Origin of the sequence: Streptomyces sp. MUSC 14 (genome assembly GCF_001866675.1) — a bacterium.
Lineage (GTDB): Bacteria > Actinomycetota > Actinomycetes > Streptomycetales > Streptomycetaceae > Streptomyces.
On the sequence record NZ_MLYN01000037.1, the window covers coordinates 219,822 to 243,534 of the forward strand.

Here is a 23,713-nt window from a genome sequence, read left to right on the forward strand (position 1 = left end):
GAGCCGGACCTACCTGTGCCGCCCGGCGTTCACGGCAGTTCGGGCAGATCCTCCGCGTACAGCAGGGTCAGGTCGTCGGTGCTCGGGTCGGCGAGCTGGGCGACGCGGCTCGCGTGCCGCTCCACCATCGCCTCGAACGTCTGCCGGGCGGTGCGGCCGTTGCCGAACGCCGGGCCCTTCGGGATCGCCGTGAAGTACTTCAGCAGCGCCTCGGACGTGCCCGACGCCAGCCGGTACTCGTGCTCGTCGGCCTGCTGCTCCACGATCCGCAGCAGTTCCTCGGGCCCGTAGTCGCCGAAGGTGATGGTGCGGGAGAAGCGGGAGGCGACACCGGGGTTGACGGACAGGAAGCGCTCCATCTCGGCCGTGTACCCGGCGACGATCACCACCACCGCGTCCCGCTGGTCCTCCATCAGCTTCACCAGGGTGTCGATGGCCTCCTTGCCGAAGTCCCGGCCGGCGTCCTCCGGCGAGAGCGCGTACGCCTCGTCGATGAACAGCACGCCACCGTGCGCCCGTTGGAAGGCCTCCTGGGTGCGGATCGCCGTGGAGCCGATGTGCTCGCCGACCAGGTCGACCCGGGACACCTCCACCAGGTGCCCCTTCTCCAGCACGCCGAGCGAGGCGAGGATCTCGCCGTAGAGCCGGGCGACGGTCGTCTTTCCGGTGCCGGGGGAGCCGGTGAACACGAGATGCCGCTTGACCGAGGCCGCCTTCAGGCCCGCCCGCTGCCGGCGCCGGCCCACCTCGATCATGTCGGTCAGCGCCCGCACCTCGCGCTTGACGCTCTCCAGCCCGACCAGCGCGTCGAGTTCCCCGAGCACGTCCTTCGAGGTGCGCGCCGGTGCGGCCGGCTCCGCGGTGTCGGCCACCTGCTCCTGCTCCGTGGTGCGCTGCCCGGGGATCGAGCCGAGCAGGCCGCCGGCGTGCGTCGCCGTCTGAACGGCGGTCTCGCGCACCGCCGAGGGCCGCAGGCCCCCGCTCTCGTCGCTGCTGCAGTCCTCCACGACCGGGCCCGTCCCGGAACCGGCGTCCGGGCCGTTGTCGGCGAACTCGTAACCGCCGCGCGCGCAACGCTCCGTACGGCACTTGCGCAGGGTCGCCCGGCAGCCGTCGATCACGTGGAAGCCGTAGCCGCTGCTGCCGCTGACCCGGCAGTCGAGGAAGCTGCCGCGACCGCCCGCGGAGACGTAGAAACCGGCCTCGGCGGGGGAGTCGACCGTGCAGCGTTCGACGGTGGGGTCGGCGCCCTTGGTGACGATCACGCCGGTCTGGGTGCCGTCCAGGGTGCAGTTGTTCAGCGTGCCGCCGCTGCCGTGGTCGCGGAACCAGGCGCCGGTGGCCGCCTCCCGGATTCGGCAGTCGTCGAGCTGCGCGGTCGCCCCGTCGCTCACCGACACCGCCGTGTTGCGCACCTGGGACAGGTCGCTGTCCACGACGTCCGCGCGCGAGCCGCGGTCCAGCACGAACAGCGCGTCCGGCACGTCGTGCACCCGGCAGGAGTCGAGGACGGCCGTGGCGCCGTCGCTCACCCACACCGCCGGATAGTCGCCCGTGCTGTCGAAGATCTCGCACTGGTTGGCGTCCACCCTGGTGCCCGGGTCCCACACCGACAGGCCGTTGCGCCCGAACCGGCGGACCGTCGTGCGGGTCAGTGTCAGCACCGAGCGGGAGCGCAGGTCGACCGCGTTCTCCGGGATGTCGTGGATACGGCAGTCGGCGAGGGTGAGCACCGCGTCCGTGTCCAGCGTGACGCCGTCGGCGGTGGTGCGGTGCACGTCGCAGTCGGTCAGATGCGCGCTGGCGCGCTGGCTCACCTGCACGCCGGAACCGCGGACCTCGTAGATCTCACAACCCAGCGCCTCCAGGGCGGAGTTCTCCCCGGTCGCCGTCAGCCCGGTGCCGGAGGCGTGGTGCACGCGGCAGCGCACCAGGCGCGGATGGGCGCCGCCGCGGACGGCCACGCCCGCTTGTCCGGCCGCGACGACCTCGCACTCCTCGAACACCCCGCTGCCGCCGTCGAGCACGGCGATGCCGATGCCCGCGGGGTTGTCCACCGTGCAGCGGCGTACGGTCGGGCGGGCGCCGCCGCGCACCTCGATGCCGGCGGCGGAGCGCGTGACGATCCGCACGTCCATCAGTTCGGGCGTGCCCTCCTCGACCAGCAACGCCGGTGCCGCCGAGTCCTGGCCCTCCACGTGCAGGTCCTGCACCACGGCCGAGGCCCGCACCGTCAGCGGCACTCCCGCCTCGGGCGCGATCCGCACCGATCCGGGGGAGCCGTCGGGGCCGCGGAGCGTCACGGACCGCTGCACGACGAGGTTCTCCCGGTAGGTGCCGGGGGCGATGGTGAGGACGTCACCGTCGGCGGCGGCCTCCAGGGCGGCGGCGAGAGATGCGTACTCACCCGTGCGGCGCCGCCACCGCGACGTACCGGTGTGCGTCACCTGGACCGTGCCCTGTGCCATGGCGTTGCCGTGCCCCCACCTCGTCGTACTGATGACTCGATTCGCGTGCGCGCTCTTCGAAAACCTGCGCGTCCCTGCGGTTCGCTCATCCGCGGGTTGTCGCCGAAAGCGTTTCGGCCGGTCCACCGTAGCGTGTGCGTGCGTGGTGGGTTGACCAGAGCCGTCAGGCCGTCAGCTGCCGGTGCCCGCCTTGCCCCAGTCCGGTCCGGCCCGGTCCCAGGCCTGGTCCCAGCACGCGTACCGCCGGCGGATCATGCGCCATACGGCCAGCCGCCGGACGCCCTCGACCAGGCCGGCGATCAGCAGGGCCGCGCCGAACCCGGCCAGCACCGCGTGCGTCGTCGCGGTGGGGGAGTCCAGCGGACGCGTGGTTATTCGGCCCCGCGGGTCCGTCCAGACGGCGAAGTGGTCGCCCGTGTGCGGGGACTTGAGGTCCGCCAGGGCCGAGCCGTACCGCTGGGAGCCGTCCGGCGCGGTCCAGTCGGCGAGGACGCGGTGGCGGGACTCGCGCACCGCGACGGCGTCGGGATCCGTCTCCAGCGGGGTGTCCTTGAGGGTGCGCACCACCGTGGCGGTGACGAGATGGCGCGTGTGCTGCTGCTCGCGCACCGACCGCTGGAGCGAGTCCTGGGCGACGGCTCCGACCAGACCACCCGTCACGGGCGCGGCCACGGCGATCAGCACCAGCGCCACGAGCGCCACCCACGCCTCGGCCAGATCGGTCGGTCGGCGCAGCGGGTTGTGCCGCCAGCGCCACAGCCCCCTGATGGCCCGCATGTCCCCACCCCCTTCCGCTCCGTCATAGCCCCCGGCGCGGGCGTGCATCCGTGCCCCGGAGCAAGAGAGAGCGACGTCACGTCCGCCGCGGACGGTGCCGAGCGCGGCTTCTCACGCGTTTCTCATGCACTGTCAACGACCGTGTCCCCCTTTGGGTTCCCGTCCGTGTCCGGCCGTTGTCGCGTGTCACTCCAGCACCCGCACCGGGTCCCCGACCCTGATCGTGCCGGGTGTGACGGGCACCAGGTTCTGCCCGAAGACCAGCATCGAGCCGGCCCTGCGGTGCCGCGCCAGGGTGAGCAGGGGCTCGCGGCCGCGTACGCCGGTGTCCTGGTCGGTCGTGGTGACGACGCACCGTCCGCTCGGCTTCGCGACGCGCAGGACCACGTCGCCGACGGAGATGCGGGACCAGTGGTCCTCGGCCCAGGCTTCGGTGCCCGCGACGACGAGGTTGGGCCGGAAGCGGTTCATCGGCAGCGGACCCTCGTGGCCGTGAGTGCCCTCGGCTATCAGGGAGTTGAGGGCGTCGAGGGAGGCGGCGGCGGTGACCAGCAGGGGATAGCCGTCGGCGAAGCTGACCGTCTCCCCGGGCAGGGCGTACGCGGGGTCGACCGGGCGGCGGGCGGCCGGGTCGTCCATGTGCACCAGGCGGACGTCCGCCTCCAGGAAGGCGCTGCACCAGGCATGCGCGGGCGGCCCGGCCGGGACCGCCTCCACCTTCGTGCCGAAGACGCTGATCGGCACGGTCTCGCCCGGCTCGGGCACGGTCACCGCCAACGGCGTGCGACCGGGCGCGGACAGCAGAACTCCGCCGCCGGGCAGCAGCTCGGCGACGGCCAGCGCGAGGCGCGGCTGCTCGCGCTGGGTGACGACCTTTCCCCCGTCGTCGATCAGTGTCCAGCGCCGGTCTCCGGCCAGGCCCCAGGGCTCCACCACAGCTTCCTGGGGTGCGAATCCCCGGAACGCCTTGACCGGATGGACGTGGATCGACTGCACTTCGGCGTGTCCCATGACGCCATCGTGCCAGGCGGCACCGACAGCGAGGGGGCGCCGGTCAGTAGCCGCGGTACTGCTGGTTGTTGTACGGGTCCTGGTAGGGAGCCGGGGCGGGCCGCGGCGCGGCGGGGCGCATGGCCTCGTACCCCGTGCCGCCCGCCATCGGGCGCTGCGGCTGCGGGGCCTGCGGACCGGGGTAACCGCGCGGGGCGCTCGCCTGCTGCGGGATGTGCGCCGTGGGCGCCTGCTGGAACGGCGCGGGCTGCGGCGTCTGCGGGTAGCCGTAGGCAGGCGGCTGCGGGGAGGGGGCCGCCGGGAGGGCGGGCAGTGCCGACGGCAGGGCGGGCAGGTTGCTGCCCATGTCGTAGGCGGCGGGGACCCGGATCGGGGCGATCTGCGGGGTGCCCCGCTCGGCGACGAGGGAGTCGTAGATCGGGGTGTCCGGGAAGGAGGCGGAGTAGTAGCCGCCACCATAAGTGGAGCGGGGGGAGGTCATGGCACATAAGTTAAGCCCACGATGTGCTCGTTGGGGAGACCGATAAGAGGGTTCTTTTCCGTGTCGGCAGTGACCTGGGATCCCCAATCCGAGCGAACTTGGCAAAATGGGGCACCGGCCCGCGTTTGAATCATGTAAAGGGAGTCTTTCTGCGGGGTTACCGGCGGTCGACCGGCGATCTTCCGGTGCTGTTCAGGGGAGTTCGCCCGTCCCGGGAATAGGTTGTGCGGGTAGGGATGACCGGACGGCCGGGGATGCCCGGGAGCCGACACGGATTGGGGTGGGACATGTCAATGCCGAAAGGGTCGAACGCGCTGGTGCCGACCACGGCCCTGCGCGTCGAATTGGGCTGGCGCTCCGGACCAGGCGTGCCCGACGCGGACGCCTCGGCGCTGCTCCTCGCCGCCGGACGGGTCCGCTCCGACGGGGACTTCGTCTTCTACAACCAGCCCGCGCACCCCTCCGGCGCCGTACGGCACGAGGGCAAACGGACGGCCGGCGGACAGATCACCGACACGCTTTCCGTCGACCTCGCGCGCGTGGAGGGCGCGATCGAGCGGATCGTCCTCGCCGCCTCCGCCGACGGCGGCACGTTCGCACAGGTCCCCGGCCTCTACATCGAGGTGACCGACGGCGCGACCGGCTCCGTCGTCGTCCGCTTCGACAGCCCCGGCGCGACCTCGGAGACGGCCTTCGTGCTCGGCGAGTTCTACCGCCGCCAGGGCGGCTGGAAGTTCCGCGCCGTCGCCCAGGGCTACAGCAGCGGACTCGAAGGCCTGGCAACGGACTTCGGGATCTCCGTGGACGAACCGCAGCGCGCCGCACCGCCCACGGTGACGATGCCGCCGGCACCCGCGACGCCCCCCGTGCCGCCCTCGCTCCCGACCGCGCCGCCCCCGCCGCCGACGCCCCCCGTGGCACCCCCGGTCGCCGCGCCGCCCGCCGCGCCGGTCCGCCTGTCCAAGGTCACCCTCACCAAGGCCGCCCCCTCCGTCTCGCTCGCCAAGCAGGGCGGAACATCCGGTGCCCTGCGCGTGAACCTCAACTGGCAGACGGGCAAACAGCTTTCGGGCTGGGGCGGTCGCTGGGGAGGCGGTGGCCACCGGGACCTCGACCTCGACCTGTGCGCCCTGTACGAACTCGCCGACGGCCGCAAGGGAGTCGTCCAGGCCCTCGGCAACGCCTTCGGATCGCTGCACCGGCCGCCGTACATCCACCTCGACGGCGACGACCGCACCGGTGCCGTGGCCGCCGGGGAGAACCTCACCGTCAATCTCGACCACCGGCAGGACTTCCGGCGCATCCTCGTCTTCGTCACCATCTACGAAGGTGCCAACTCCTTCGCCGACCTGCACGCCACCGTCACCCTCCGCCCGCAGCACGGCGCCCCCATCGACTTCTCGCTCGACGAGTGCACCGTCCCCTCGACGGTGTGCGCACTCGCCCTGATCACGAACACCGGCGGGGACCTCCTCGTCCAGCGCGAGGCGCGCTACCTGGTGCCGGAGCGCGGAGTGAGCCCCCAGCGGACCGTGGACCGCGCCTACGGCTGGGGCATGAACTGGACGCCCGGCCGCAAGTGACCCGGCTCAGCCCTCGTCGGGCACGGCATCGGGACGCGCGTAGGTACGGCCCTTCCAGGCGGCCCCGCGCCCCCGGTAGTGCTGCACGGCCGAGTCGACCGTCATCAGCAAGTACAGCAGCGCGGTGAACGGCAGCAGCGGAACGAGCCGGACCGGCTGGCCGTAGTAGCGCAGCATCGGCACGTACGTCCCCGCCATCACCGCCCACGCCAGGGCGCCGAGCACGGCCGTCGCCACGCTCCCGCCGGCCGCGCCCGCGACCAGTGCGGCGGGCGGCAGCAGGTAGACCAGGGCGAGCCCGGCGACCGTACCGAGGAGCAGCAGCGGGTTGTGCCGCAACTGGGCGTAGGCACTGCGCGAGACCATCCGCCACAGGTCGTGCAGCCGCGGATAGGGCCGCACGCTGTCCACCCGCTCGGCCAGCCCCAGCCAGACGTGGCCGCCGACGCCCTTCACCGCGCGCGCGAGCGCCACGTCGTCGATCACCGCGTGCCGGATGGCGTCCGGGATGCGCGCCCGCTCCGCCATGTCCGCGCGCAACAGGACACAGCCGCCCGCCGCCGCGGCCGTGCGCGATCCCCGGCGGCCGATCCGGCGGAAGGGATACAGCTGCGCGAAGAAATAGACGAACGCCGGTACCACCAGCCGCTCCCACAGGCTCTCCACCCGCAGCCGTGCCATCTGCGACACGACGTCGAAGCCCCCGGCCCCCGCCGCCGCGACCAGCGCGCGCAGGCTGTCCGGGGCGTGCGCGATGTCCGCGTCCGTCAGCAGCAGATACTCGGGATCACGCGCGCGTGCCAGGCCGATGCCGTGCCGCACCGCCCACAGCTTGCCCGTCCAGCCCGCCGGCGGCTCCCCGGGCGAGCCCACCGTCAGCGGCAGGCCGCCGTGCCGCCGGGACAGCTCCCGGGCCAGCTCGCCGGTGCCGTCCGTACTCCCGTCGTCGACCAGGAAGACCTCCGCCCGCCCCGGATAGTCCTGCGCCAGCAGCGACGGCAGGCTCGCCGACAGCACCGCGGCCTCGTCCCGGGCCGGTACGACGACGCACACGGACGGCCACGCGTCCGGGTCCCGGCGCGGCGGCAGCCGTACGTCCGTGCGCCAGAAGAATCCCTGGCAGAGCAGCAGCCAGCACCAGGCGGCCAGCGAGACGGCGGTGATCCACATCAGGGCGCTCACGGCCGCAGTCTGCCCCACCCGGGCGGCCCGCAGGGGCGGATCGTCTATCGTGGCCGGGTGAAGATCGCGCTCATGGACTCCGGAATCGGCCTGCTCCCCGCCGCCGCCGCGGTACGGCGGCTGCGGCCCGACGCGGATCTCGTGCTCTCCTGGGACCCGGACGGGATGCCCTGGGGGCCGCGGACCCCGGAGGACATCACGCAGCGGGCCATCGCCGTGGCAGAGGCGGCCGCCGCCCACGAGCCCGACGTCCTGATCGTCGCCTGCAACACCGCGTCCGTGCACTCCCTGCCGCAGATGCGGGCCCGCTTCGAACCGGAGCTGCCGATCATCGGGACCGTCCCGGGGATCAAGCCGGCCGCTGCGGGCGGCGGCCACGTCGCCATCTGGGCCACCCCCGCCACCACCGGCAGCGCCTACCAGCGCGGTCTGATCGAGCAGTTCGCCGCCGGTGTCAGCGTCACCGAGGTGGCGTGCCCCGGCCTCGCGGACGCCGTGCACCACGCCGACGAGGCCGCGGTCGAGGCCGCGATCGCCTCGGCCGCCGCCCGCACCCCCGAGGACGTCACCACCGTCGTCCTCGGCTGCACCAACTACGAGCTGGTCGGCGAGCGGATCCGCGCGGCCGTCCAGCGCCCGGACGCCCAGCCGCTCGTCCTGCACGGCACCGCCGCTGCGGTGGCCGCCCAGGCCCTGCGCCGGGTCGGCGCCGAGCCGGCCCCCGACGCCGTCGCCGACACCACTCTCACGGTGCTGCTCAGCGGCCGCGAGGCCACGCTCCCCGACACCGCCCTGGCGTACGAGGAAGGCCGCTTCCTGCGGGCCGTCAGCGCGGTTCGCTGACCGGCGGCGACGGCGGAGGGGACACGAGCCCGTCGCGCCCCGCCCGGCCCCGTCGTCCTCCGCACGCCGGTACCCGCGCGGCGAAACCTGAGTAACCTCATGCATATGAGGGACCACCCCCACGCCGAGGACCCCACACACCCCGACGTCTGGACCGGGCGGGCCACCAACCGCGTCCAGTGGCTGCTGGCCCTGGTGGGCGCGGCATGCATGGCGCTCGGCATCGAGCTGGCCGTGGACTCTGCCTGGACCTCCGGCATCGCCCCGCTGGCGATGTCCGTCGTGGGCTGCATCGCGGCCGGACTGCTGGTCCTGTTCGGCACGCTCGCCTTCGTGCACGTGGACCTCAGGCTCGACAAGGAGTGCGTCGAGGTGCGCTGCGGTCATATAGGTCTCCCGCGCCGCCGCATCCCGCTCTCCCAGGTGGCCGGCGCCGACTTCACCGCCCTGGTCACGCCCCGGCACTGGGGCGGCTGGGGCTACCGGTGGCGCCCCGAGAAGGGCACCGCGGTCGTCGTGCGCCGGGGCGAGGGCGTCGTGCTGCGCCTGTGGGACGGTCACACCTTCACGATCACGGTGGACAACGCGGAGTCGGCGGTACGGGTCATCCGGGCCCGGCTGCGGACCGGCACGCCCGGTCCGGCCGCCTGACGCCGCCCACCCGGGCGGCCCCGTCGCTCAGAGTCGCGACTCAGCGCCCTCGCGCGCCCAGGGCCGTGCCGTCGCCCACCCGGCCAGCAGTCCGGCGCCCGCCGTCACCGACGTGAAGCTCAGCGCGTTGCCCAGCGAGGCGAGCGCGGCCAGCGCCGTCAGGGCGGCGCCCGTGGTGAGGGCGACCGGCGTCGAGCGGGGCGTACGCCACAACGCGTGCAGCGCCCAGCAGAAGGCGGCCCCGGTCAGTACCACCCCGACCAGGCCCTGCTCCGCCGCCACCTGCAACAGGGCCGAGTGCGGCTTGCCGTCGGAGGGCACCGTCTGCGTCGCCGCCGGACTCGGTTCGCCGAACCGGTCCGGACCGACCCCGAGGCCCCGGTGCCGCTCCGCCATCCGCAGGGCGTCCTGCCACAGCCCCACCCGGTGCACGGTGAGCCGCCCTTCGAGCACGTCCGCGAGCCCGTCGGGCAGCCCACCGGCGGCCAGCGCCCATGTCGCCCCTGCGACCAGGGCCGCCGCCGCGGCCAGCCCCAGCAGGGACAGACCCCGGCGCGTCACCGAGCCCGCGGCCAGCCCACACAGCAGGACGGCGGTGCTCGCCGCGCAGCCGGCCGTCGAGCCGAGGACGGCCGCGGTCGGTACGACGGCGGCGGCCAGCGCCCGCAACCCCAGCCGCGGTGCCGGTCCGGGCGCGGACCAGGCGGCACAGCACGCGGCTCCCGTGGCCAGTGCCAGCAGGGCGGCCGTGCCGCCGGCGTGGCCGAGCGGACTGGCGTACCAGACACCGGGGGAGAGATCGGGCTGTGCCACGGCCAGCGCCAGAGCGGCCAGCGCGCCGACGCAGGGCGCGGCCACCGGGAGCAGGGCTCCGGATACCCGGCCGACGGCATGACCGGCGGTCACGGCCAGCACCGCGAGCAGCACGCCCTCGGGCCGTCCGTCGTGGGCCGCCGCGGTGATCAGCGCCCACCCGGCGCAGGCCCCGAGCAAGATCATGCCCGCGCCGTCAGAAACGTTTCCTCTGACGTTCACGGCGTTCACCGTGTTCGCTGCGGCCGTACCGGCCACAGGCCTCATCCCGGTCGAGCCCACCCCGCCGCCCCTCGTCCCCCGCACCCATGCCAGGCCACGACAGGGTGCGGCGCCGCATCCGGCCGCGCTGCCGAGGCTGGGCACACCGTAGCGGCTGATGACCGCTTTGGGCACGAGATGCGGCGGATCGTCGTGATGAGGAGCGGGGTGAGAACGTGATGAGGAGTGGGGCGAGAAGGGGGCGGACCGAGGCCGGGCCGGGGGTGCCGGCACGCTGGGCGCTCAGGGTCGGGCGGCTCGCCGCGCGCCGGTGACCAGCGGAGATCGCCCCGGGCCGGTGCCGGCACCGGCCCGGGAACCGTGCTGTTCGCGGCCAGGTCGGCCGCCGTACACTCACCCGGGTGACCGTCACCGCAACCTCCGTGGACCAGCCGGACCAGCTCCAGCCGTCCGCCTCCGGCACGCGCGGCGCCCGCCTGCTGCGCCTGGTCCCGGCCCTCGCCTCCGTGCTCTGCGGAGTGCTGCTCTACGTCAGCTTCCCGCCGCGCCCCCTGTGGTGGCTGGCGCTGCCCGCCTTCGCCGGTTTCGGCTGGGTGCTGCGCGGCCGGAGCTGGAAGGCGGCCCTCGGCCTCGGCTACCTCTTCGGGCTGGGCTTCCTGCTGCCGCTGCTCGTGTGGACCGGTGTGGAGGTCGGCCCCGGTCCCTGGCTGGCTCTGGTCGCCGTCGAGGCGATCTTCATCGCCCTGGTCGGCGTCGGGGTCGCCGCCGTCTCCAGGCTGCCCGTCTGGCCGGTGTGGGCCGCGGCCGTATGGATCGCGGGCGAGGCGGCACGCGCGCGCGTACCGTTCAACGGCTTCCCCTGGGGCAAGATCGCGTTCGGTCAGGCGGACGGTGTCTTCCTGCCGCTGGCCGCGGTGGGCGGCACCCCGGTGCTCGGTTTCGCCGTGGTGCTGTGCGGCTTCGGCCTCTACGAGGTCGTACGCCTGGTCATCGAGGGGCGGCGCACCCGGGCGGTGCGGCGGTCGGCCGCAGCCGCGGCCCTGCTGAGCGTGGCCGTCCCGGTGGTGGGCGCGGTGGCCGCACGGCCGCTGGTGAGCGACAGGGCCGAGGCCGGCACCCGGACCGTCGCGGTCATCCAGGGCAACGTGCCGCGCTCCGGGCTGGAGTTCAGTGCCCAGCGGCGGGCCGTGCTCGACTACCACGTGCGCGAGACGCTCAGGCTCGCCGCCGATATCAAGGCGGGCAAGGTCCCGAGGCCCGACTTCGTGCTCTGGCCGGAGAACTCCTCCGACATCGACCCCTTCGCCAACCCCGACGCGGCCGCCGTCATCGACGAGGCCGCCAAGGCGGTCGGCGTGCCCGTCTCGGTCGGTGCGGTCGTGGAGCGCGACGGCAAGCTCTACAACGAGCAGATCCTGTGGGACCCGGCCAAGGGCCCGGCGCAGACCTACGACAAGCGGCAGATCCAGCCCTTCGGCGAGTACCTCCCGCTGCGCGGGCTCGTCGGTGCGATCAACAAGAACTGGACCGGTATGGTCCGCCAGGACTTCAGCCGGGGCAGCAAGCCCGGCGTGTTCGACATGGACGGCGCCAAGGTCGGGCTCGTGACCTGCTACGAGGCCGCCTTCGACTGGGCTGTGCGCTCCGAGGTCACCGACGGCGCGGAGATGATCTCCGTGCCCAGCAACAACGCCACCTTCGACCGCAGCGAGATGACCTACCAGCAGCTCGCCATGTCCCGGATCCGTGCCGTCGAGCACAGCCGCACCGTCACCGTGCCGGTGACCAGCGGGGTCAGCGCGATCATCATGCCGGACGGCAGGATCACGCAGAAGACCGGCATGTTCGTGCCCGCCTACCTCGTGCAGAAGGTGCCGCTGCGCACCTCCGAGACCCCCGCGACCGAGCTGGGCATCCTCCCCGAGATCGCGCTCGTGCTGGTTGCCGCGGGCGGCCTCGGGTGGGCGATCGGGTCCGGGCTGCGCGCCCGGCGCACCGGCGGCGCATGACCGCACGACCGGTCTGTGGTCCCGGACCGACAGGGGAGGGCCCGCCGGGCCGGTTAGGGTCGAGGCCATGGCTACTCCTGACTTCATCCGCACGCTCAGGGCCTCGGCCGGCCAGCAGCTGCTCTGGCTTCCCGGGGTCACCGCGATCGTCTTCGACGACGAGGGCAGGGTCCTGCTGGGCCGGCGGTCCGACACCCGTAAGTGGTCGGTGATCGGCGGCATCGCGGACCCGGGTGAGCAGCCCGCGGCCTGCGCCGTGCGGGAGGTCTTCGAGGAGACCGCGGTGCGCTGTGTCGCCGAGCGGATCGTCCTGGTGCAGGCCCTGGAGCCGGTCACCTACCCCAATGGCGACACCTGCCAGTACATGGACATCACCTTGCGCTGCCGGGCCGTGGGCGGCGAGGCCCGGGTCAACGACGACGAGTCGCTGGAGGTGGGCTGGTTCGCCCCGGACGCGCTGCCCGACCTCAACGAGTTCGGTCTCTTCCGGATCAAGCAGGCCATGTGCGAGGAACCCACATGGTTTGACCCTACGACTGTTGACTGAAGTGTGGGTGCGCACCACATGTGGTGACGGGGCGGGTGCTGCTTAGGGTCGGCACATGACCGCCTCCAGCCTTCCGTCCGGCCCGCACTCCCAGCCGTCCTCTCCCGACCTCGGCGGCCGCACCGCCCTCGTCACCGGTGCCGCCGGCGGCATCGGCCGCGCGTGCGTGCTGCGGCTCGCCGCCGCCGGGGCCGAGGTTCGGGCCGTCGACCGCGACGCGATGGGCCTGGCCGAGCTGGCGGGGGAGGCGGAGCGGGCCGCAGGCCTCCCCGGCACCGTCGTACCGCACGTCCTGGACCTCACGGACCTCGACGCCGCCGAGCGGGCCGCCGCCGGTACCGATGTGCTGGTCAACAACGCGGGCCTGCAACTGGTGCGCCCCATCGAGGAGTTCCCGCCCGACGTCTTCCACACGGTGCTCACCGTGATGCTGGAGGCGCCCTTCCGGCTCATCCGCGGCGCGCTGCCGCACATGTACGCGCGGGGCTGGGGCCGGATCGTCAACGTGTCCTCGGTCCACGGTCTGCGTGCCTCCGCCTTCAAGTCGGCCTATGTGGCCGCCAAGCACGGTCTGGAGGGCCTGTCCAAGACGGCCGCACTGGAGGGAGCGCCCCACGGGGTCACCTCGAACTGTGTGAACCCGGCCTATGTGCGCACCCCTCTGGTCGAGAAGCAGATCGCGGACCAGGCACGGGCGCACGGCATCCCCGAGGAGCGTGTGCTGTCCGAGGTCCTGCTGAAGGACAGCGCCGTGCGGCGGCTCATCGAACCGGAGGAGGTCGCCGAGGCCGTGGCCTATCTGTGCAGCCCCCAGGCGTCCTTCGTCACCGGCACGTCGCTGGTGCTCGACGGCGGGTGGACCGCCCACTGACGGGGAGGGCCGGGAGCCTCCGGCTCGGAGCCCCGACAGCCCGAGGAGGTGCCGGGGAGTGCGGGGAGTGCGGGGAGTTGTCCACAGGCTCGGCGGGCCGGGCCGATGATGCGGAATCCTGTGACCATGTCTCGCGATCACGTCCAGCCGGCACCCCGCCGCAGCCCCGAGGTCCCGTACCTGGAGCTGCTGGCCCGCGACGCCTCGGTGGAGGCGTACGAGCAGCCGGTGCTGCTCGCCCGCGCCGAGGGCCGGCCGGCCGCGCGGATCGCCGAGCTGGAGCAGGCCAGGGCGCACGCGCTGCGCGTCCGGGCCGAGCTGGAGGGACGCCGGCGCCGTGAGGCGGAGCTCTCCGCGCTCTTCGAGACCGCCCACGATCTCGCGGGCCTGCGCGATCTGGACGCCGTCCTGCGGGCGATCGTGCAGCGTGCCCGCTCCCTGCTCGGCACGGACGTCGCCTACCTCACCCTGAACGACCCGGCGCACGGCGACACGTACATGCGCGTGACCGAGGGTTCCGTCTCGGCCCGCTTCCAGCAGCTCCGGCTCGGCCTGGGGGAGGGGCTCGGCGGACTGGTCGCGCAGACCACACGGCCGTACGTCACCGACGACTACTTCGAGGACGCCCGCTTCCAGCACACCCGCACCATCGACGCCGGCGTCCGTGACGAGGGCCTGGTCGCCATCCTCGGTGTCCCCCTGGTGCTCGGCCCGCACGTCATCGGCGTCCTCTTCGCCGCCGACCGCCGGGCCCGCGTCTTCGAACGCGAGCAGATCGCCCTGCTGGGCTCCTTCGCCGCGCTCGCCGCCGCTGCGATCGACACCGCCAACCTGCTCACCGAGACGCGCGCGGCGCTGGCAGGCCTGGAGAGCGCCAACGAGATCATCCGGGACCGCAGTGCGGTCATCGAACGCGCCTCGGACGTCCACGACCGGCTCGCCGAACTCGTCCTGCGCGGCGGCGGGGTGCACGACGTGGCCGCCGCCGTCTCCGAAGTCCTCGACGGCACCGTGGAGTTCACCGATACCGGTGCGGCACCGGCCGAGGCACTGGAGACCGCACGGGCCGCGGGGCATGCCGCACGGCACGGCAGGGACTGGATCGCCCCGGTGGCCGCGGGCGGCGAAGTCCTCGGCGCGCTGGTCCTGCGCGGACACCCCGGCCTCGACCCCGTCGACCAGCGCACGCTGGAGCGGGCGGCGATGGTCACCTCGCTGCTCCTGCTCGCCCGCCGCTCCGCCGCCGAGGCCGAACAGCGCGTACGGGGCGAACTGTTGGACGACCTGCTGGACGCCCGCGACCGGGACCCGCGCCTGCTGCGCGAGCGCGCCGCCCGGCTCCATGCAGACCTGGACGCGACACATGTCGTCCTCGCCGCCCGCCTCGACGGCCCGGCCGCCGACGCCGACGAGGAGGCCGCGGCCCGCCGGCGCCTGTGGGCGGCAGCCTCCCATCTCGCCGCCACCCGGCAGGGCCTCGCCGCCGCGCGCGACGGCGGCACCGTCCTGCTGCTGCCGCTCGGCGCCGGGGACAGTGCCACGGAGGTGGCCCGCCGCACCGCCCGCCACCTTGGCAGGACCGTCCGCCAACCCGTCACGGTCGGCGCCTCCGCCCCCGTCACGGGCCTCGCCGCCCAGCCCGAGACCGTGGCCGGCGCCTACGCCGAGGGCCGCCGCTGCCTGGACGCGCTGCGTCTGCTGGGCCGGGCCGGGGACGGCGCGGCGGCCGAGGACTTCGGCTTCCTCGGCCTGCTTCTCGCGGGCGAACGGGACGTCCCCGGATTCGTCGAGCGCACCGTGGGCCCGATCGTGGCGTACGACGAACGGCGGGGTACCGAACTGCTGCGCACCGTGGACGCGTTCTTCTCCTGCGGCATGAGCCCGGCCCGCACCAAGGACACCCTCCACGTCCACGTCAACACGGTCGCCCAGCGCCTGGAGCGCGTGGGCCGGCTCCTCGGCGCGGACTGGCAGACCCCCGCCCGTGCCCTGGAGATCCAACTCGCCCTGAGACTGCACCGGCTGGCCGCCCCGGACAGACGCTGATGCCCGTACGGACGTGTCGCTCGTCCTCCCGCTCCCGCCTGGGTCTCCCGCTCCCGCCTGGGACGCAGGGAGCTGATGGTGCACGGGGCCGGTGCGGCGATGATTTCCGCACGGCCCGGCGGTCGTTATGAGGGAGGAGAGGAAGGAGACCCGTCATGCCGACACGAGAACCCGCGCGGCCACAGCCCACGGCCTCGCTCGACGCCCGCTACAGTTCCGCGCTCCGGCCCCGGCCCGGTGCCGAGGACGTCACCGCCACCGAATGGGCCGAGGCCCAGCGGCACCTGGAGGCCGCCGAGATCTTCTGGGTGTCCACGGTGCGCCGCGACGGCCGGCTGCACGTGACCCCTGTGATCGCCGCCTGGCACGCCGGGGTGCTGTACTTCTCCACCGGCCCGGGGGAACAGAAGGCGAGAAACCTCGCCCATCATGCCCACTGCGCGCTGACCACCGGCGGCAACTCGCTCACCGAGGGGCTCGACCTCGTGGTCGAGGGCAGGGCGGAGCGGGTGGCCGATCCGGCGGTGACGGAGGAGGTCATCGCGGCGTACGAGGCGAAGTACGGCGCGCACATCACCTCGCCCGAGGGCACCTTCCACGGGATCGGGGACGCGTTCCGCGCGGGGGACGCGGTGCTGTTCGCGGTGGCCCCGGACACGGCGTACGGCTTCGGCCGGGACAACGGGGTCTACACGCACACGCGGTGGGTGTTCTGACGCTCTCGCGCAAGGGGGACCGATGTGGCGGAGGCCCACGGCCGGTTCCTACACTCACCCGTGTGGATCACGAGAAAGTCGCACACTGGGACGGCGTCACCCGCAGGTCGAGCCTCAAGGACGAATACGCGGCACGGCGCGACCAGCTCGCCGACGCCGCCCGGGACGGTCACTGGCGGAACGTGCTCGCCCTCCTCGACAAGAACCGGGACTGGGTCAACACCGCGCGGCTGGAAGGCCGTAGCGGATTCACGCCCCTGCACCAGGCCGCCTGGCACGGTGCCCCGGCCGAGACGGTCGAGCGGCTGCTGGAGGCCGGCGCGTGGCGGACCCTGCGCACCGGCGACGGGGCGCGCGCCGTGGACATCGCCGCGCAACGCGGCCACCACCACCTCACCGCCCCGCTGTGCCCGGACGTCCGGCACCCGCTGCCCGCCGACGTGTCCGGCCGCCTCCAGTACCACCTGCACCGGCTGATCCGGCACCGGGCGGGACTGGAGGACGGCACCGACCTCGCGACCCAGCAGGGGATGCGGCTGCCGGAGGTGGAGGTGCTGACCGAACTGGCGCACCCGGTGTGCTGGTTCCCCGTCCCCGGAATGTACGGCGGCTTCAAGATCGCCCTGAGCGGGCGCGAGCTGACCGTGGACAGCTGGATCCGCGTCGTCGGGGGTTCCGAGCGGACGGACGTCGTCACGATCGACGGGGTGAACATCCAGGAGGGCGGGCAGCTGTAGCGCGCCCGGCGAACCCGGCTCACGCCGGGGGCGGTCCGTCGGCCGGGGCCGGGGGCAGCGCGAGGTGGGCCAGGTCGCCGGGCGGGGGAGTGCTGACCGGCCACAGCGGAGCCGCCTCGCCGTCGGCCAGCGCGGCCGGGGCGTCGGTGAGGTTCATGCGCTCGCGCAGCCGGCCGTAGAAGTCCATCGGGCCCAGCCGCACGGCCTTGAGCCGGTGCGGAGCGGCGTACACGCCGATCCAGTCCCCGGGGCTCAGCACCCCGCGCAACTGCCCGTCGATGCTCACCGCGGCCTGGCCCGAACGCTCCAGCACCCGCAGCCCGATGGGCTCGTCGGGGGCGGCCACGACCGAGCGGTTGAACACCATGTGCGGGGCTACCGGCGTGAAGACGAGCCCGTCGGCGCGCGGCGAGACCACCGGACCGCCCGCGGCGAAGCTGTATGCCGTCGACCCCGTGGGCGTTGCCACCAGCAGCGCGTCTGCGGAGTACGAGGCGAGCAGCCGGCCCGCCAGATAGACGCCGACCGACACCTGGCGGTCCCGGGTCAGCCGCTCCACGACGACGTCGTTCAGCGCCGTGACGTTCAGGGCCACGCCCCACTCGTTCCCGGTCTCGCATTCGGGGCGCACCCGGGGCGGCGGCAGCATCGGCCCGCGCCCGTACCGCATCAGCGCCTCCATCTGCGCCGGCACCTCCAGCCGGCACGACGCGCGCATCGTCAGCAGCATCCGGCGCTCGACCGTGATCCGCCCGTCCCGTACCGCGTCCAGCGCCACGCGCACCGCGGAGACCGGAACCTCCGTCAGAAAGCCGACCCGGCCGAGGTCGACGCCGAGGACCAGGGCGTCGTGCTCGGCGGCCAGCCGGGCGCCGCGCAGGAACGTGCCGTCGCCGCCGAGGGTGACGATCAGATCCGGATCGCCCGCGGCCTCCACCTCCTCCAGCGCACTGTGCCGCGCGCCCTCCTGCCACACGTCGATGTCGGCACAGCCCACCGCGTGCTCGGCGCACCACTCGCGCACGGCCCGTGCGGCGACCACCGCCTCGGGCCGTCCGCCGTGCACCACCAGGCCGACACGGTTCACCGTCATACCCGCCTCCGCCTTTCCACCGGCTGCTCCCGGGCCCGTCACCGAACGCCATCCTCGCCGCGCACCCCGGCGGGGCGGCACGCGCCACGCCGCCGGTTGCCGCGACCGGACGCGCCACGCCGCGGGCCGCGGGCCACGGGCGAGGGTTCCGCCGGCGGAGAGGGTCCGCTCCCCTTCCCCGTCGCCGGGCGCGGGTACGGCTACGCCGCCGCCTCCGGTGTCGTCCTGGCCCGCCTCCCTGCTGTCCTCCGTGACACACCCGCTGTCCGGCGCCCTCACCGATCGCCGCACGATCCCCTGGCTGCTCGCCGCTCGCGACGGCGCCTACGACCCTTGTGTGCATGGCGGTGACCGGGATCGGCGTGGCTGCCTACCACCCCGAGTCCGCCCGCGCCGCCCGGCTCGCGAGCGGGGCTCGCACAGCGCCATGGGCGACGGTGCCGTACACGGCCTCGGTGTGCCGGGCGATCCATGCCCCGAGCCCCGTGAGCCGCTCCGCCTGCTCCGTCGGGATCGTGTCCCGGTGCTGGAAGCCCCGGGAGTCGTTGACCGTGAGGCACAACTCCCAGGGGCCGTCGGGCGCCTGGAGCGGCACGCCCTGTTCCGGGGTGGCGTAGTCGCCGTGGCCGAGCATGCGCGCGTTGAGCACCGTGTCCGGGTTCCCGGCCAGGATCCGCGCGGCCAGGGCGTCCGGCCCCACTGCTCCTCGGTGCGCTCCTACTCGCCGTCGAACCAGAGCAGGTCCGGCCGGAACCGGTCCACCAGCTCCCCGACCTGTCCGTCCCGGTAGGCGAGATCGTGCCCAGGCGACGGGGTCCTCCGCACCGGGCCGGGCGTGCGCGAGGGGGTTCGGGGGATCCTCGTCCGGGGCGGGGTGGCGGGTGCTCGCGTAGCCGGGGTGGTTCCGGTCCGAATGGGAGGAGCACAGGCCCACTTTGAGGCCGCGCTCGCGCGGCGCGTCCGCGTACCCGGCGATCAGGTCGGGCTCCGCCGGGGTGCGGCGGACCACGTCCAGCCCGCCGTGCGCGCTGTCCCACAGGGCCACCGCGTCGTGATGACGCGCGGTGAGCACGGCGTACCGGGCACCGGCACGGGCGAACAGCTCCGCCCACGCGTGCGGGTCGTAACGGGACGCCGTGAAACCGTCCCGCTGCTTCATGTACCGCCCGTGGGAGACCTGCCCGGTGCAGAAGCACCAGGACTCCGGCACTCCGTCCACCGCGTACACGCCCCAGTGGACGAAGACGGCCGGCTTGGCCTCACGGAACCAGGGCCGCATCGGCATGGGGACACGCCGGGGCGCCCGCCCGCGTGCTCACCAGACCTCCCCGCGATCGCCACGCATGCCCCCGAGCCCAGCGGGTACGCGACCGGGAGCACCCGGGCACGGACCCGCCCGGGAGGTCGCATCACCGTAGCTACCTGGGGATCTGCCATGGATGCATCCGCCGCACACGACCACCGGCCGACACCGGCCCAGCAGGCGCTGGACGCGCTGGCCGTGAACGCCGAGGACCAGGCCGCCCTGGACACCCTCGCGCACAGCGACGTGCTCGTCCCGGTGCCGGACGACGCGCTCGACGAGGAGGAGGGGGCCGAGGCCTCCTCGCTGGCCCTGCCCGTCCTGGAACAGCCCGGAGGCGAACCGGTCGTTCCCGTCTTCACCACGGAGGGCGAGCTGGGCCGGCTGCTGCCGTTCATCTCGCGCTACCGCCTCGTCCCGCTCGGCGCCCTCGCCGCACAGTGGCCCGACGAGGACCTGGCCCTGGCCATAGACGGCAACTCCGCCCACGCCCTGACACTGACGTCACAAGGGGTGCGGACGCTGCTGGCCCGCTGAACACACGCCCTCACCCGCCCCTTGGGCGACCGAACGGCCGGAACTGCTCCCCGCGCCGGGGTGGTCACTCTCCTCGCGAGGGGAAGACCCCAGCGGGAGAAAGGTCGGTCGATCGTGGAGGGGCCATCGTGAGGGTCGTCCTGCTGGGTACCGCCGCCGGGGGCGGCTTCCCGCAGTGGAACTGCGCCTGCGCGCTGTGCGCGGCCGCCCGGGAGGGCAGGCTGCCCTCCCGCACCCAGGAGTGCGCCGCCGTCACCGGCAACGGCCGCGACTGGTGGCTGCTGAACGCCTCGCCCGATCTGCGCACCCAGCTCACCGCCACACCGGCACTGTGGCCCGGCCCCGGCCCCCGCGACACCCCGCTGCGCGGGGTCCTGCTCACCGACGCCGAGGCCGACCACGTCACCGGACTCGGCGAGCTGCGGGGAGCGGCGGGCCTGAAGGTCTACGCGGCTCCGCCGGTCCGCGCGGCCCTCGCCCCCGTGCGCGCCGCCCTGGACCGCTACGCCCCCTGGGAATGGGCGGACACCCTGGCCGACGGAGGTTTCGTGCTGGCCGGCGGGCTGGTGGTCACGGCCCATCCGGTGGGCGCGAAGATCCCGAAGTACATAGCGGCGCAGGCGCCGCGGCCGGTCGGCCCGTGGGTGACGGCGTACCGCGTCGAGGACCTGGCCAGCGGGGGAGTGCTGGTGTACGCGCCCTGCGTGGGCGCCTGGAGCGCGGAGCTGGACGAGCTGTGCGCCGAGGCGGACTGCGTGCTGCTCGACGGCACGTTCTACGCGGCCGACGAGATGGGGACGGCGGTACGGTCCGGCGCCGGGCAGGCGGCGATGGGGCATCTGCCGGTCACGGGTCCGGACGGCACCCTCGCCGCCCTCGCCCGGCATCCCGGGGCGCGCCGGATCTACACCCATCTGAACAACACCAACCCGCTGCTCGACCCGTCGTCACCGGCACGCGCGCGTGCCGCCGGGAACGGGGCCGAGGTGCTGGACGACGGGGCCGAACTGCTGCTCTAGGACTGCGCAGTCGCGGCCCCGGCGTCCTGCTCGGCGAGCATCCGCTCCAGCACCGCCCGCTGGAGCGGCAGCACCGCCTCGTGCAGGGCGCGGCCCTTGGGAGTGAGCGCCACCCACACCCCGCGCCGGTCCTCCATGCACACCGAGCGCTCGACCAGCCCGTCCTTCTCCAGCCGGCTGATCAGCCGGGACAGCGCGCTCTGGCTGAGGTGCACCCGGCCGACCAGGTTCTGCACCCGGCACTGCTCGCCCGGCGCGGGCGACTCGGTCGCCAGGATGTCGAGCACCTCGAAATCGCTGGCGCCCAGTCCGTGCGGGTGCAGAGCCCGGTCTATCTCGCACATCGTGCGCGCGTGCACCGCGAGGATGTCCCGCCACCGTTCCTCGAGCCGGGCGTCGGCCGTCTTGACTGCCATACCCGCACCGTAGCACCGATCCGGCCAATCGTTGAGTGTGCAACTAGTTTGTGGTGCGGGTGGTGACCGGGGCCCATGCGACCGGACCTCAGGCGGTCGGGTCCTGGAGCAGGCCGATCAGGTTTCCGTCGGGATCCTTCACGGAGGCGATCAGCCGGCCGTTGCCCACGTCCCGCACGTCCTGGAGCACCTCGGCACCCGCTTCCACCAGCGCCGCGAGCCGCTCGCGCAGGTCGGTGACGTGCCAGAACGGCACCGGCCCGGTCAGGCCCTGCGCGTGCCCGTTCGGGTCGAGCCCGACGTCCTGCCCGGCGGCCTTGAAACCGATGTAGTACGGCTCGTCGGCGTACGGCTCGACGCCCAGCAGGGCGGTGAACAGTGCCTTGGCGGCCTTCGCTTCCCTGACGGGGTAGATGATCGTCTGCACGCCTGTGGTCATGGAACTCACTCCTTCGCGATGCGCGGCCCGACGGGTCGTCCCGCCGGTGCACCCACGCTAGGACCGGTCGGCCCGCCCCGGCTTCTCCGATCCTGACCGGTTGCCGACGCCGGCCCGTGATCTTCACCCGGGTGGCGCCCGTCACGCACCGAGCCGCCCTCATCCCGGCGATGCAGGCAGGCTGGATCCCCGGGCCGATGTGGATGTCGGTGCCGTCTGCGACCATGAACGTCATGGGGGAGGACGAGGTGCTCGCGGCGGCGCTCGCGGTGGCGTGCGCGGCCGTCGTGGGACTGACGGTGGCGCTGGTGCGCACCCGGCGGCGCTGGCGGGCGGCCGTCGGGGAGCGGGGCTGGCTGCTGGAGCGGGAGCGGGAGAGCGCCGCCGAAGCGGCGATCGCGGCCGAACGCGACCGGATCGCCCGGGAGTTGCACGACATCGTCAGTCACACGGTCAGCCTGATGGTCGTCCAGGCGGGCGCCGCGCGCGAGGTGCTGGGCACCATGCCGGACGAGGCCGCGACCGCGCTCAGAGCCGTCGAGGACGCCGGGCGGGGCGCGATGACCGACCTCAGACACCTGCTGGGCCTGCTGGCCCCGGCCCCCGACGGCACGGACACCGAGGCGGCTGCGGACGCCGACCCGGCGGGCACGCCCCTCGCCCCGCAGCCCGGACTCGACCGGCTCGGTTCGCTCGTGGACCGGATAACGTTCGCCGGGCTCCCCGTCGAGGTCCGCGTCCTGGGCGAACCGCGCCCGCTGCCCCAGTGCGTCGACGTGACCGCCTACCGCATCGTCCAGGAGTCCCTGACCAATGCGCTGCGGCACGGCGACGGCGGCACCGCGGAGGTGAGCGTGCGCTACGCCGACCACGCACTGCGCGTCGAGGTGCTCAACTCCGGCCCCAGTGTGCTCACCGGTACGGCACCGGGCTCCCCGCGACCGCGTGCCGAGGGCACCGGCCGGGGCCTGCTCGGCCTGCGCGAACGGGTCGCCGTCTACGGCGGTGACTTCGACGCCCGGCGCCGGCTCGGCGGCGGTTACCGCGTCCGCGCCCGCATACCCCTGGACCGCCCATGACGGCCGGCGCGCCCGGGCGGGCACCCCGGGTCCTGATCGCCGACGACCAGACCCTGATCCGTACCGGCTTCCGGCTGATCCTCACTGCCCGGGGCATCGACGTCGTGGGCGAGGCCGCCGACGGCGCAGAGGCGGTCGCCGCGGTCCGTGAACTGCGCCCGGACGTCGTGCTGATGGACATCCGCATGCCGGTCATGGACGGACTGGAGGCCACCCGGCGCATCCTGGAACGGACTCCCGACTGCCGGGTCCTCATGCTGACCACCTTCGACCTGGACCGGTACGTGTACGAGGCCCTGTCGATCGGCGCCGGCGGCTTCCTGCTGAAGGACGTCACCCCGGAGCACCTCGCGGCGGCCGTCCGCCTCGTCTGCACCGGCGACGCCCTGCTCGCCCCGCAGATCACCCGGCGCCTGGTGGAGCGCTACGCGGCCGAGGCCGGGCACGCGGCGACGACGCCGCCCGCCGACCTGGCCGCGCTCACACCCCGCGAACGCGAGGTCCTGACCCTGATGGGCCGCGGCCTGTCCAACACGGAACTGGCCACCGAACTGACCCTGAGCGAGGCCACGGTCAAATCCCACGTGGCCCGCATCTTCGCCAAACTGAGCCTGCGCGACCGGGCCCAGGCGGTGGTGCTCGCCTACGAAACCGGCCTGGTCGTGCCCCGCGGAGGCGCGGGGAACTGCGCGATCGGTCCTCGCGGAGCCGTAGACGTCTGAAGCCCTTTCCCGGCTTTCACAGTGGAGCGTCTACGTAGGCTCGCGTCGGACGAGCTTTGTCGGCAGGGTCACTGCCGCCGGTGTGGAACCGGCTTGGTCGTTTTCCGTGGGGGTGTGGGGAACTGTGCGATCGGTCCTGACGGAGTCG

General features: G+C 73.8%; 22 protein-coding genes and 1 pseudogene. 13 read left to right on the forward strand and 10 right to left on the reverse strand.

The features are described from left to right. Nucleotides 1–29 precede the first annotated feature (29 nt). From BIV25_RS24370 to BIV25_RS24385, 4 genes are all read right to left on the reverse strand, one after another. Entirely contained in the window at nucleotides 30–2,468 is a 2,439-nt protein-coding gene (locus BIV25_RS24370) for a right-handed parallel beta-helix repeat-containing protein (protein WP_071374524.1), read from the reverse strand. A 171-nt stretch (nucleotides 2,469–2,639) separates the two neighbouring features. Continuing rightward, nucleotides 2,640–3,245 carry a hypothetical protein gene (locus BIV25_RS24375; RefSeq protein ID WP_071374525.1) on the reverse strand — a complete coding sequence of 202 codons (606 nt, stop codon included), beginning with the start codon at nucleotides 3,243–3,245 and terminating at the stop codon, nucleotides 2,640–2,642. Nucleotides 3,246–3,431: 186 nt separating this feature from the next. Continuing rightward, nucleotides 3,432–4,256, reverse strand: a complete 825-nt coding sequence (locus BIV25_RS24380) for an MOSC domain-containing protein (RefSeq protein ID WP_071374526.1) — start codon at nucleotides 4,254–4,256, stop codon at nucleotides 3,432–3,434. 43 nt (nucleotides 4,257–4,299) lie between these two features. After that, nucleotides 4,300–4,737: a DUF6643 family protein gene (locus BIV25_RS24385; protein WP_071374527.1), complete on the reverse strand. Its 438-nt coding sequence runs from the start codon at nucleotides 4,735–4,737 to the stop codon at nucleotides 4,300–4,302. 287 nt (nucleotides 4,738–5,024) lie between these two features. On the opposite strand from BIV25_RS24385, the gene BIV25_RS24390 reads away from it, so the two are divergent. Next, the gene (locus tag BIV25_RS24390; protein ID WP_177235398.1) at nucleotides 5,025–6,320 is read left to right on the forward strand and encodes a TerD family protein; all 1,296 of its coding nucleotides are present in this window, start codon (nucleotides 5,025–5,027) and stop codon (nucleotides 6,318–6,320) included. Nucleotides 6,321–6,326: 6 nt separating this feature from the next. Here BIV25_RS24390 and BIV25_RS24395 read toward each other — a convergent pair whose 3' ends face one another. Further along, a complete protein-coding gene (locus BIV25_RS24395; protein WP_079176861.1) occupies nucleotides 6,327–7,490 on the reverse strand; it encodes a glycosyltransferase in 1,164 nt (387 codons plus the stop codon). Between the two features lie 69 nt (nucleotides 7,491–7,559). Here BIV25_RS24395 and BIV25_RS24400 point away from each other — a divergent pair, with 69 nt between their 5' ends. Then, nucleotides 7,560–8,345, forward strand: a complete 786-nt coding sequence (locus BIV25_RS24400; RefSeq protein ID WP_071374529.1) for a glutamate racemase — start codon at nucleotides 7,560–7,562, stop codon at nucleotides 8,343–8,345. A 105-nt stretch (nucleotides 8,346–8,450) separates the two neighbouring features. Next, nucleotides 8,451–8,996, forward strand: coding sequence for a hypothetical protein (locus tag BIV25_RS24405; RefSeq protein WP_071374530.1), 546 nt, complete (start codon nucleotides 8,451–8,453; stop codon nucleotides 8,994–8,996). Between the two features lie 27 nt (nucleotides 8,997–9,023). Here BIV25_RS24405 and BIV25_RS24410 read toward each other — a convergent pair whose 3' ends face one another. Continuing rightward, nucleotides 9,024–9,995, reverse strand: a complete 972-nt coding sequence (locus BIV25_RS24410; protein ID WP_071374531.1) for an O-antigen ligase — start codon at nucleotides 9,993–9,995, stop codon at nucleotides 9,024–9,026. Nucleotides 9,996–10,432: 437 nt separating this feature from the next. Between BIV25_RS24410 and lnt the strand changes: the two genes are divergently transcribed. The 6 genes from lnt to BIV25_RS24440 all read left to right on the forward strand — a co-directional run bounded on the left by lnt (nucleotide 10,433) and on the right by BIV25_RS24440 (nucleotide 16,957). After that, nucleotides 10,433–12,040, forward strand: coding sequence for an apolipoprotein N-acyltransferase (lnt, locus tag BIV25_RS24415; protein WP_071374532.1), 1,608 nt, complete (start codon nucleotides 10,433–10,435; stop codon nucleotides 12,038–12,040). 67 nt (nucleotides 12,041–12,107) lie between these two features. Then, entirely contained in the window at nucleotides 12,108–12,587 is a 480-nt protein-coding gene (locus BIV25_RS24420) for an NUDIX domain-containing protein (protein WP_071374533.1), read from the forward strand. A gap of 55 nt (nucleotides 12,588–12,642) precedes the next feature. After that, on the forward strand, nucleotides 12,643–13,458 hold the full coding sequence (locus BIV25_RS24425) for a 3-hydroxybutyrate dehydrogenase (protein ID WP_071374534.1): 816 nt from the start codon (nucleotides 12,643–12,645) through the stop codon (nucleotides 13,456–13,458). A gap of 126 nt (nucleotides 13,459–13,584) precedes the next feature. Next, nucleotides 13,585–15,504 (forward strand): GAF domain-containing protein, encoded by a 1,920-nt coding sequence (locus tag BIV25_RS24430; protein ID WP_071374597.1) that lies wholly within the window; start codon nucleotides 13,585–13,587, stop codon nucleotides 15,502–15,504. Between the two features lie 155 nt (nucleotides 15,505–15,659). After that, nucleotides 15,660–16,220 carry a pyridoxamine 5'-phosphate oxidase family protein gene (locus tag BIV25_RS24435; RefSeq protein ID WP_071374535.1) on the forward strand — a complete coding sequence of 187 codons (561 nt, stop codon included), beginning with the start codon at nucleotides 15,660–15,662 and terminating at the stop codon, nucleotides 16,218–16,220. Between the two features lie 62 nt (nucleotides 16,221–16,282). Continuing rightward, nucleotides 16,283–16,957 (forward strand): ankyrin repeat domain-containing protein, encoded by a 675-nt coding sequence (locus BIV25_RS24440; protein ID WP_071374536.1) that lies wholly within the window; start codon nucleotides 16,283–16,285, stop codon nucleotides 16,955–16,957. Nucleotides 16,958–16,976: 19 nt separating this feature from the next. On the opposite strand, the gene BIV25_RS24445 is transcribed toward BIV25_RS24440, so the two are convergent. After that, complete coding sequence (locus BIV25_RS24445; RefSeq protein WP_071374537.1) at nucleotides 16,977–18,050, reverse strand: NAD(+)/NADH kinase; 1,074 nt, start codon at nucleotides 18,048–18,050, stop codon at nucleotides 16,977–16,979. Between the two features lie 430 nt (nucleotides 18,051–18,480). Next, nucleotides 18,481–19,335 (reverse strand): annotated as a pseudogene (locus tag BIV25_RS24450) (alpha-L-fucosidase); the annotation flags it as partial. Between the two features lie 150 nt (nucleotides 19,336–19,485). Between BIV25_RS24450 and BIV25_RS24455 the strand changes: the two are divergent. Together BIV25_RS24455 and pqqB are read left to right on the forward strand one after the other, a co-directional pair. After that, nucleotides 19,486–19,890: an SseB family protein gene (locus BIV25_RS24455; RefSeq protein WP_071374538.1), complete on the forward strand. Its 405-nt coding sequence runs from the start codon at nucleotides 19,486–19,488 to the stop codon at nucleotides 19,888–19,890. 128 nt (nucleotides 19,891–20,018) lie between these two features. Continuing rightward, nucleotides 20,019–20,909 (forward strand): pyrroloquinoline quinone biosynthesis protein PqqB, encoded by an 891-nt coding sequence (gene pqqB / locus BIV25_RS24460; protein WP_071374539.1) that lies wholly within the window; start codon nucleotides 20,019–20,021, stop codon nucleotides 20,907–20,909. Here pqqB and BIV25_RS24465 read toward each other — a convergent pair. After that, nucleotides 20,906–21,325 carry a MarR family winged helix-turn-helix transcriptional regulator gene (locus tag BIV25_RS24465; RefSeq protein WP_071374540.1) on the reverse strand — a complete coding sequence of 140 codons (420 nt, stop codon included), beginning with the start codon at nucleotides 21,323–21,325 and terminating at the stop codon, nucleotides 20,906–20,908. The genes pqqB and BIV25_RS24465 overlap by 4 nt on opposite strands. 88 nt (nucleotides 21,326–21,413) lie before the next feature. Beyond that, nucleotides 21,414–21,764 carry a VOC family protein gene (locus tag BIV25_RS24470; protein ID WP_071374541.1) on the reverse strand — a complete coding sequence of 117 codons (351 nt, stop codon included), beginning with the start codon at nucleotides 21,762–21,764 and terminating at the stop codon, nucleotides 21,414–21,416. Between the two features lie 233 nt (nucleotides 21,765–21,997). Between BIV25_RS24470 and BIV25_RS24475 the strand changes: the two genes are divergently transcribed. Both BIV25_RS24475 and BIV25_RS24480 read left to right on the forward strand, forming a co-directional pair. Then, entirely contained in the window at nucleotides 21,998–22,843 is an 846-nt protein-coding gene (locus BIV25_RS24475; protein WP_256256032.1) for a sensor histidine kinase, read from the forward strand. Continuing rightward, a complete protein-coding gene (locus tag BIV25_RS24480) occupies nucleotides 22,840–23,565 on the forward strand; it encodes a response regulator transcription factor (protein WP_071374542.1) in 726 nt (241 codons plus the stop codon). The genes BIV25_RS24475 and BIV25_RS24480 overlap by 4 nt, the downstream gene beginning before the upstream one ends. Nucleotides 23,566–23,713: the final 148 nt, after the last annotated feature.

What these genes read in the sequence shown, in the direction of transcription:
- BIV25_RS24370 (WP_071374524.1), bottom strand. Translation starts at nt 2,468, where the DNA reads ATGGCACAGGGCACGGTCCAGGTGACGCACACCGGTACGTCGCGGTGG.
- BIV25_RS24375 (WP_071374525.1), bottom strand. Translation starts at nt 3,245, where the DNA reads ATGCGGGCCATCAGGGGGCTGTGGCGCTGGCGGCACAACCCGCTGCGC.
- BIV25_RS24380 (WP_071374526.1), bottom strand. Translation starts at nt 4,256, where the DNA reads ATGGGACACGCCGAAGTGCAGTCGATCCACGTCCATCCGGTCAAGGCG.
- BIV25_RS24385 (WP_071374527.1), bottom strand. Translation starts at nt 4,737, where the DNA reads ATGACCTCCCCCCGCTCCACTTATGGTGGCGGCTACTACTCCGCCTCC.
- BIV25_RS24390 (WP_177235398.1), top strand. Translation starts at nt 5,025, where the DNA reads ATGTCAATGCCGAAAGGGTCGAACGCGCTGGTGCCGACCACGGCCCTG.
- BIV25_RS24395 (WP_079176861.1), bottom strand. Translation starts at nt 7,490, where the DNA reads ATGTGGATCACCGCCGTCTCGCTGGCCGCCTGGTGCTGGCTGCTGCTC.
- BIV25_RS24405 (WP_071374530.1), top strand. Translation starts at nt 8,451, where the DNA reads ATGAGGGACCACCCCCACGCCGAGGACCCCACACACCCCGACGTCTGG.
- BIV25_RS24410 (WP_071374531.1), bottom strand. Translation starts at nt 9,995, where the DNA reads ATGATCTTGCTCGGGGCCTGCGCCGGGTGGGCGCTGATCACCGCGGCG.
- BIV25_RS24420 (WP_071374533.1), top strand. Translation starts at nt 12,108, where the DNA reads ATGGCTACTCCTGACTTCATCCGCACGCTCAGGGCCTCGGCCGGCCAG.
- BIV25_RS24425 (WP_071374534.1), top strand. Translation starts at nt 12,643, where the DNA reads ATGACCGCCTCCAGCCTTCCGTCCGGCCCGCACTCCCAGCCGTCCTCT.
- BIV25_RS24430 (WP_071374597.1), top strand. Translation starts at nt 13,585, where the DNA reads ATGTCTCGCGATCACGTCCAGCCGGCACCCCGCCGCAGCCCCGAGGTC.
- BIV25_RS24435 (WP_071374535.1), top strand. Translation starts at nt 15,660, where the DNA reads ATGCCGACACGAGAACCCGCGCGGCCACAGCCCACGGCCTCGCTCGAC.
- BIV25_RS24445 (WP_071374537.1), bottom strand. Translation starts at nt 18,050, where the DNA reads ATGACGGTGAACCGTGTCGGCCTGGTGGTGCACGGCGGACGGCCCGAG.
- BIV25_RS24455 (WP_071374538.1), top strand. Translation starts at nt 19,486, where the DNA reads ATGGATGCATCCGCCGCACACGACCACCGGCCGACACCGGCCCAGCAG.
- BIV25_RS24465 (WP_071374540.1), bottom strand. Translation starts at nt 21,325, where the DNA reads ATGGCAGTCAAGACGGCCGACGCCCGGCTCGAGGAACGGTGGCGGGAC.
- BIV25_RS24470 (WP_071374541.1), bottom strand. Translation starts at nt 21,764, where the DNA reads ATGACCACAGGCGTGCAGACGATCATCTACCCCGTCAGGGAAGCGAAG.
- BIV25_RS24475 (WP_256256032.1), top strand. Translation starts at nt 21,998, where the DNA reads ATGGGGGAGGACGAGGTGCTCGCGGCGGCGCTCGCGGTGGCGTGCGCG.
- BIV25_RS24480 (WP_071374542.1), top strand. Translation starts at nt 22,840, where the DNA reads ATGACGGCCGGCGCGCCCGGGCGGGCACCCCGGGTCCTGATCGCCGAC.